Source organism: Polaromonas sp. P1_E3 (genome assembly GCF_056405935.1).
Map to the genome: position 1 here is coordinate 1 of NZ_JBFUBD010000161.1, position 6,274 is coordinate 6,274.

The 6,274-nt window shown below is 61.0% G+C and carries 4 protein-coding genes; 2 read left to right on the forward strand and 2 right to left on the reverse strand.

All coding sequences use genetic code 11. The features are described from left to right. Together AC1D0Z_RS14635 and AC1D0Z_RS14640 are read left to right on the forward strand one after the other, a co-directional pair. A partial coding sequence (locus tag AC1D0Z_RS14635; protein ID WP_477658953.1) for a methionine adenosyltransferase domain-containing protein occupies positions 1-482 on the forward strand: 482 nt, incomplete at its 5' end. A 276-nt stretch (positions 483-758) separates the two neighbouring features. Beyond that, complete coding sequence (locus tag AC1D0Z_RS14640; RefSeq protein ID WP_477658954.1) at positions 759-2,111, forward strand: CHASE3 domain-containing protein; 1,353 nt, start codon at positions 759-761, stop codon at positions 2,109-2,111. A gap of 727 nt (positions 2,112-2,838) precedes the next feature. Here AC1D0Z_RS14640 and AC1D0Z_RS14645 read toward each other — a convergent pair. Continuing rightward, positions 2,839-4,263, reverse strand: coding sequence for a hybrid sensor histidine kinase/response regulator (locus AC1D0Z_RS14645; protein WP_477658955.1), 1,425 nt, complete (start codon positions 4,261-4,263; stop codon positions 2,839-2,841). 72 nt (positions 4,264-4,335) lie between these two features. Beyond that, positions 4,336-5,838 carry an ATPase domain-containing protein gene (locus tag AC1D0Z_RS14650; RefSeq protein ID WP_477658956.1) on the reverse strand — a complete coding sequence of 501 codons (1,503 nt, stop codon included), beginning with the start codon at positions 5,836-5,838 and terminating at the stop codon, positions 4,336-4,338. Positions 5,839-6,274 lie beyond the last annotated feature (436 nt).

A 6,274-nucleotide genomic window follows, 5' to 3' on the forward strand; every position in this document is an offset into this window, starting at 1 on the left:
ACCCGACCGGCCGTTTCGTCATCGGCGGCCCGCAAGGCGATTGCGGCCTGACCGGCCGCAAGATCATCGTTGACACCTACGGCGGCGCCTGCCCGCACGGCGGCGSTGCCTTCAGCGGCAAGGACCCTTCGAAGGTGGACCGTTCCGCTGCGTACGCCGCCCGCTACGTGGCCAAGAACATCGTGGCTGCGGGCCTCGCCCGCCAGTGCCAGATCCAGGTGGCGTATGCCATCGGCGTGGCCCGCCCCATGAACGTCACGGTGTACACCGAAGGCACGGGCGTGATGTCCGACGAGAAACTCTCGGCCCTGGTCAACGAACATTTTGACCTGCGCCCCAAGGGCATCATCCAGATGTTGGACCTGCTGCGCCCCATCTACGAGAAAACGGCAGCCTACGGCCATTTCGGTCGCGACGAACCGGAATTTACGTGGGAGCGTACCGATAAAGCTGCGGCCCTTCGGGCGGCAGCCGGCCTGTAAGGCCGCCGCGCGTAGCGCGGTATCGGTATGCGGGCGAAGTTCATATTCGCATTGCGAATGTGAACGCAGACCAAAAGACGGACAAGGCAGCTGCGATGCGTTGCAGCCGGTCCGTGGAACCTGCGCTGCGTCCTACACCGCAGCCAGCGAAATTCCGGCAATAAATGGCCACCTTCGGGTGGCTTTTTTTATGCCCTGTTTGAAAGCCGGTCACTACAATTTTGAACAGGCTTTCGCCAGCCCGGCATTGCCATTTCGAGATTCATGAAAGCTTTCATGTTGCGAAAAATTCCCAAAATGGCTGTCAACATGGCATGCGCGTTCACTGCCGTGTTGATCCTTATTGGCATCAGTGAGGTGTCTTACGACAAATCCATGAATGCCATGGAAGATCTTGGACAGGCCCACATCACCCGCAGCCACCTTCAGCGGCTGCTGCGGGATGTGCTTGACGCCGAAACCGGGCAACGCGGCTACCTTCTGACGGGAGATGCCGGCTACCTCGCGCCCTACAGCGCAGCCATTGCGGACATCGGCGAGACCCAGGACCAGTTGCGTGAGCTCTATGCAGCCAGGGCCGACCAGCTTCAGGGCGTGGCCCAACTGGGGCGAACCGTGCAGCGCAAGCTGGCAGAGATGGACCTGTCCATCCGCATGAAAAATGAAGGCAAGGACGACGCCTGGAAATTTGTGCTCACCACCGAGGTAGGCAAGGAACAAATGGACGTCATACGCGCCAGTGCAAACCAGCTGATAACGCAAAGCAACCAGCAAACAGCCAGCGGCTACGCGGAGGTTCGCCATTCCCTGTTGCTCTCGCGGATTGGCATCACATTTGTCGCGGGCATCGCATTCGCGGCCTTCTGGTTGTATCTCCGGCAGACTGCGGCCCTGGACGAGGCCGGGCAACGGCAGCAACTGGCGCTGCAAGCCGAGCGGGACCAGTTGGGCAGGCAGGTGAAGGATCGCACTGCCCGGCTGGCCGAGCTTGCCACCCACCTGCAACAGATCCGGGAAGAAGAACGGGCGCATCTTGCCCGTGAACTGCATGATGAACTGGGCGCCTTGCTCACGGCCGCCAAGCTCGACGTGGCGCGCATCAGGGCCAAGCTCGGCGCGGGCACCGCAGACCTGCCCGCGCGCATTGAGCACCTGGTGCAAACGCTGAACTCCGGCATTGCGTTGAAGCGCCGCATCATTGAAGACCTGCGCCCCTCCTCCCTCTCCAACCTCGGGCTCCTGCCGGCGCTGGAAATACTGACCCACGAGTTCGCCCAGCATTCAGGATTGAACATCGTCACCAACCTGGAGCCGGCCGAACTCGACGAAACCATTCAGCTAACGGTGTACCGCTTAGTGCAAGAGGCCTTGACGAATATTTCGAGGCATGCCGAAGCAAGGAATGTGGAAATAAGTTTGCTCAGCTACAAGGACTATGTCATTGCCTCCATCCACGACGATGGCAAAGGCTTTGACGCTGAGGCGGTGCAGTCCTCCAGCCACGGTCTGCAAGGTATGCGCCACCGTGTGGAAACCTGTGGTGGCCACCTTGAAATCAGCTCGGCCAACGGCACGACGATTTCGGCCACATTGCCAGTGAGCATTTCCAGGCCAACAATGACCACCTGAAGAAATGCCAAAGGCGGTAGGCAAGCCCTTGGCCCGACCCTTCAACCCCGTGTGTAAGGGCTTTTTTCGATGTGGCGGGGCGGCACATTGTTGCCCAACTCTTCCGAAGGCTGGCCGTCAGGTTTAGGTTCGGGAAGTGTCTTGTTGGTGCCCTCTACGCCGTATTCGTACGCGTCAGGCTGGGCCGTTGCATCATCGTGGCGAGGTAATGAAGGTGTGCGAGGTTCCACGCCGGCCGCGGGTGGGCGGTTTTTACGCTGAGCACTTTTTGCGTGAGCCACCATCGGTCAGATCATTGGGTTTTGTTTGGCCTGCAGGTCAAAGCAAAGCGCTCACGTCACAAAACTGCTGCCTGGGTACGCATCCGCTTTCATGGCCACGACTGTATCCGTGCCATCACTGCGAATTGCCTCAAGCCAGTTGGCTGCGACCGGAAAAGGCCAGCTACTGCGCGATGGCACAGTTTCCCCCCCGGCTGGGCCTGGCAATGGGCGAGAAACCTGGGGACGGCTTTCGAAGCTGGTGCCGCGGGGTAACACATCTAAAAACATGGGCGCCTGGGTGAAGTTGTACGTACGCTGGTACGTGAGTTGGTATATAGATCTGGAGTTCCCACAAAGTTGAAGGAACTCCCACCAGATAGACCCACTTTACGACTCACCCCGTCTCGGGTTTGTCGGTTGAGCGATGGTTTCCCGTGTAGGACAAACGGCAGGCTGCAGGCCTGCTACTCCTGCAGGCATTCCAGCAGGGTGTTGTAGTCCACAGGTTTGACCAGGTGATGGTCAAACCCTGCTTCGCTTGCACGTTTCCTGTCATTGGACTGACCCCAGCCGGTCAGGGCAATCAGGGTGATGTTCCGGTTGCCGTGCTGTTGCCGGATCATGCGCGCCGCATCATAGCCATCGAGTCCCGGCATGCCGATATCCATCACCACCACATCGGGTTGCACATCGGCAATGGCAGCGACCGCGGCAAGTCCGTCGTATGCCACAGAAGCCGTAAAACCGTCCATGTCCAGAAGGGCTTGCAGGGTATTGGCCGCGTCAACGTTGTCGTCGACCACCAGGATTTTCCGTGACGATGTGCGCGCCTTGACATCCTGCGCGGCCGCAGCGGGCGCAAGTGGCCGGGCCCCCTCCAGCACCACGGGCAATCTCAAGACAAATTCGCTGCCATGGCCCAGGCCTTCGCTGTGGGCGCTGAGCGTTCCTCCGTGCATTTCAGCGAACTGCCGTGCCAGGCTGAGGCCAATGCCCAGGCCTGCGGGTGCTTCCCCGGGGATGACGGTCTGCGCAAAAAGCTCGAAGATTTTTGCCAGGGATTCCGGTTCCAGGCCGATGCCGTTGTCCCTGACACGGAAAGTCACCACGGGGCCTTCCACCTCGGACCGCAACACGATGCGGCCGCCGGCCGGCGTGAATTTTGCGGCATTGACGAGCAGGTTGGCCACGCTCTGGACAATGCGCGCCTGATCGACGTCCAGCACGTGGTCATGGTCAGGTTTTTCGACGTCCAGCCGGTGCCGCTTGGCCTCCATGCTGGAGCCCGATATTTCCACCGCATGGTTCAGGATGGAGCTCAGCGACACGGGCTCCCTCTTGAGTATGACCTTCCCACTGGTAATACGCGCCACGTCCAGCAAGTCGTCCACCAAACGGGTCAGGTGCGACACCTGGCGGTCCACCACGCTGCACAACCGGGTGACATCTGCAGAGTCGGGGTGCAGGTGCCTCAGGATGCCCATGGACGTGCGGATCGGCGCCAGCGGATTGCGCAGTTCATGCGCGAGCGTGGCCAGGAATTCGTCCTTGCGCTTGTCGGCGTCGCGAACCTGGTATTGCCTTTCGCGGGCGCGTATCGCAGACCTCGCGGCGGTGATCAGGGCGATGGTGCGCACTGGCCGCTCCACCAGAGTGACGTTGCCCAGATGCTCCACCGCGCGCTGTACATCCAGGGAATCGGCACCGCTGCGCGTCAGCAGCAGGATCGGTATGTCCGACCAGGTCGGCTGCGACGCCACATAATCGGCCAGCGGCCGCATGGCGCTGCCGCTCACCACTTCCTCGACCAGCAACAGGGCGCCGGCGCCCAAGGGCAGTTGCGCCATGAGCTCCTGGTTGCTGGTGCACACAATGCTGTGGATTCCCACGGACGCCAGAACCTTGGCCGTCAGCGCCCCATCCCTGCCCGTTGGCGCGCAAATAACAATCCGCCTCTCCACTTAGCGGGTCCCGCCCGCGGTGCCTGCGTCTGAATCCGTGCCTATGTACACCGGCACCCCGGTGAGGATGCCCCGGAAGCCGCGCAGCGGCGGCCCCACCTGTATGCCTCCTCTGGACATCGAGAACCGGCGGATGGTTCGCTCATGCAGGCTGCCGCGTTTCTTGAACACCGAAACAGCCTGCTTGACTTCGCCGTCGTGTTCGAAATACCGCAGCACGACAACATTGTCGGCCAGGTAACTGGCGTCCACTGTGGTGGACATTTGGCCACCGAGCATCCCCTGCTGCACACCCACGAGGATGGTGACGGCGCCGCGCTGGCCGAGATACGTCAGCAGTTCATGCAAGTGGGTGGTCAGGAAGCGCTCGTCGGGCATAGCGTTGAGGTAGCCATTGATGCTGTCAATGACAATGATCTTGGCCCCTTTGTCCGCGGCCCGGCACACCACTGAGGTGAACTCACCCGGAGACAGCTCTGCAGGATCGATCTGCTGGATAGTCAGCGTCCCCGTCTCGTACGGCTCGCGAATGCCCATGCCCAGACCATCAGCGCGGTTCAACAGGTTGTTGGCCGCTTCCTCAAAGAGGAACATGGCGGTGGACTCGCCCCGCCTCGCGGCAGCAGCGACGAACTGTGCCGCCAGGGATGATTTTCCGGTACCGGGCGGTCCGGCAATGAGGGTGCTGGTGCCCTCCTCCACCCCGCCGCCGAGCAAGGCGTCCAGCTCGGTGAGCCCGCTGGTCAGCTGCCTGCGGCTCCCCATGACGCGGGATTCAGCCGCAACCAGCCTCGGGTACACGCAAAGCCCCCCGTACTGGATGTCGTAGTCGTGCATGCCGCCGCGAAACGCGACGCCGCGGTATTTCACCACGCGGATGCGGCGCCGCTCCGCGCCATAGTCTTTCACCGATTGTTCCAGCGTGATCACGCCGTGGGCAATGCTGCGTACCTGCAGATCAATCCCTGTGGCAGTGCGGTCGTCCAGCAGCATCACGGTACAGGAGCGGCTGGCAAAAAACTGCTTGAGCGCGAGTACCTGCCGGCGGTAACGCAAAGGAGTATCTGCGAGCAGCTGGAGCTCCGACAGCGAATCAATCACGACGCGCGTAGGCTTGATTTTTTCAATGACCGACAGGATCATTTGCGTGGTGGTGCCCATTTCCACTTCGGAAGGGTGGAACATGGTGTACTCCTCTTCCGGCATCAGGAGGTTTTCAGAAGGCAGCACTTCATGGATGTGGATGCCTTCGAGCTCCCACCCGTGGGATTGGGCCACCCCTTGCAACTCTGCAGCGGTTTCGGCCAGCGTGATGTACACCACCGACTCCCCCTGCTTGGCCCCTTCCACGAGGAACTGCAGCCCTGTCGTGGTCTTTCCGGTCCCGGGCTCGCCCTCCACCAGGTAGATGCGGTCCTTGATCAAGCCGCCGGCCAGAATATTGTCCAGCCCAGGAATGCCGGTGGAAAGAAAATGGAGTTCAGCGCGGGATTTGAGGGTCATGTGTCAACTTGCAGTGGATCGCCAACATCGGCAGGGGCTGAACAATCCGCAGCACTGGTTGGCACGGGGCGGCTTGTAACCTGCGATAAATATTAGTTACCAATAGCGATTCGCACGCGTTTGCCGCGCTGAGCTGTGCGTAGGACAACAGGCCGTTGCGTTGTCATCCCTTCGAATGCCCAACGCAAGAGCTCCGCATTGGGTGATGGCAGCGACCTCCCGCAAGCTCTCGCCCGCAAACGGCTGCGTGAGTCCGTACGGTTTTATCCAGGAAGATTTTGTGTCAGCGGCTTTCGCAGCGAACTGGGTGCATTGACGCCAGCATCCTCGTCCACACCAATTGCCAGCCGGGCCACCAGCTCACCTCCCAGCCAGGCGGTCACGAGGGCAATGGCAATTCCCGCAAATGACCACGCCATCTGATCCAGTGACGGAG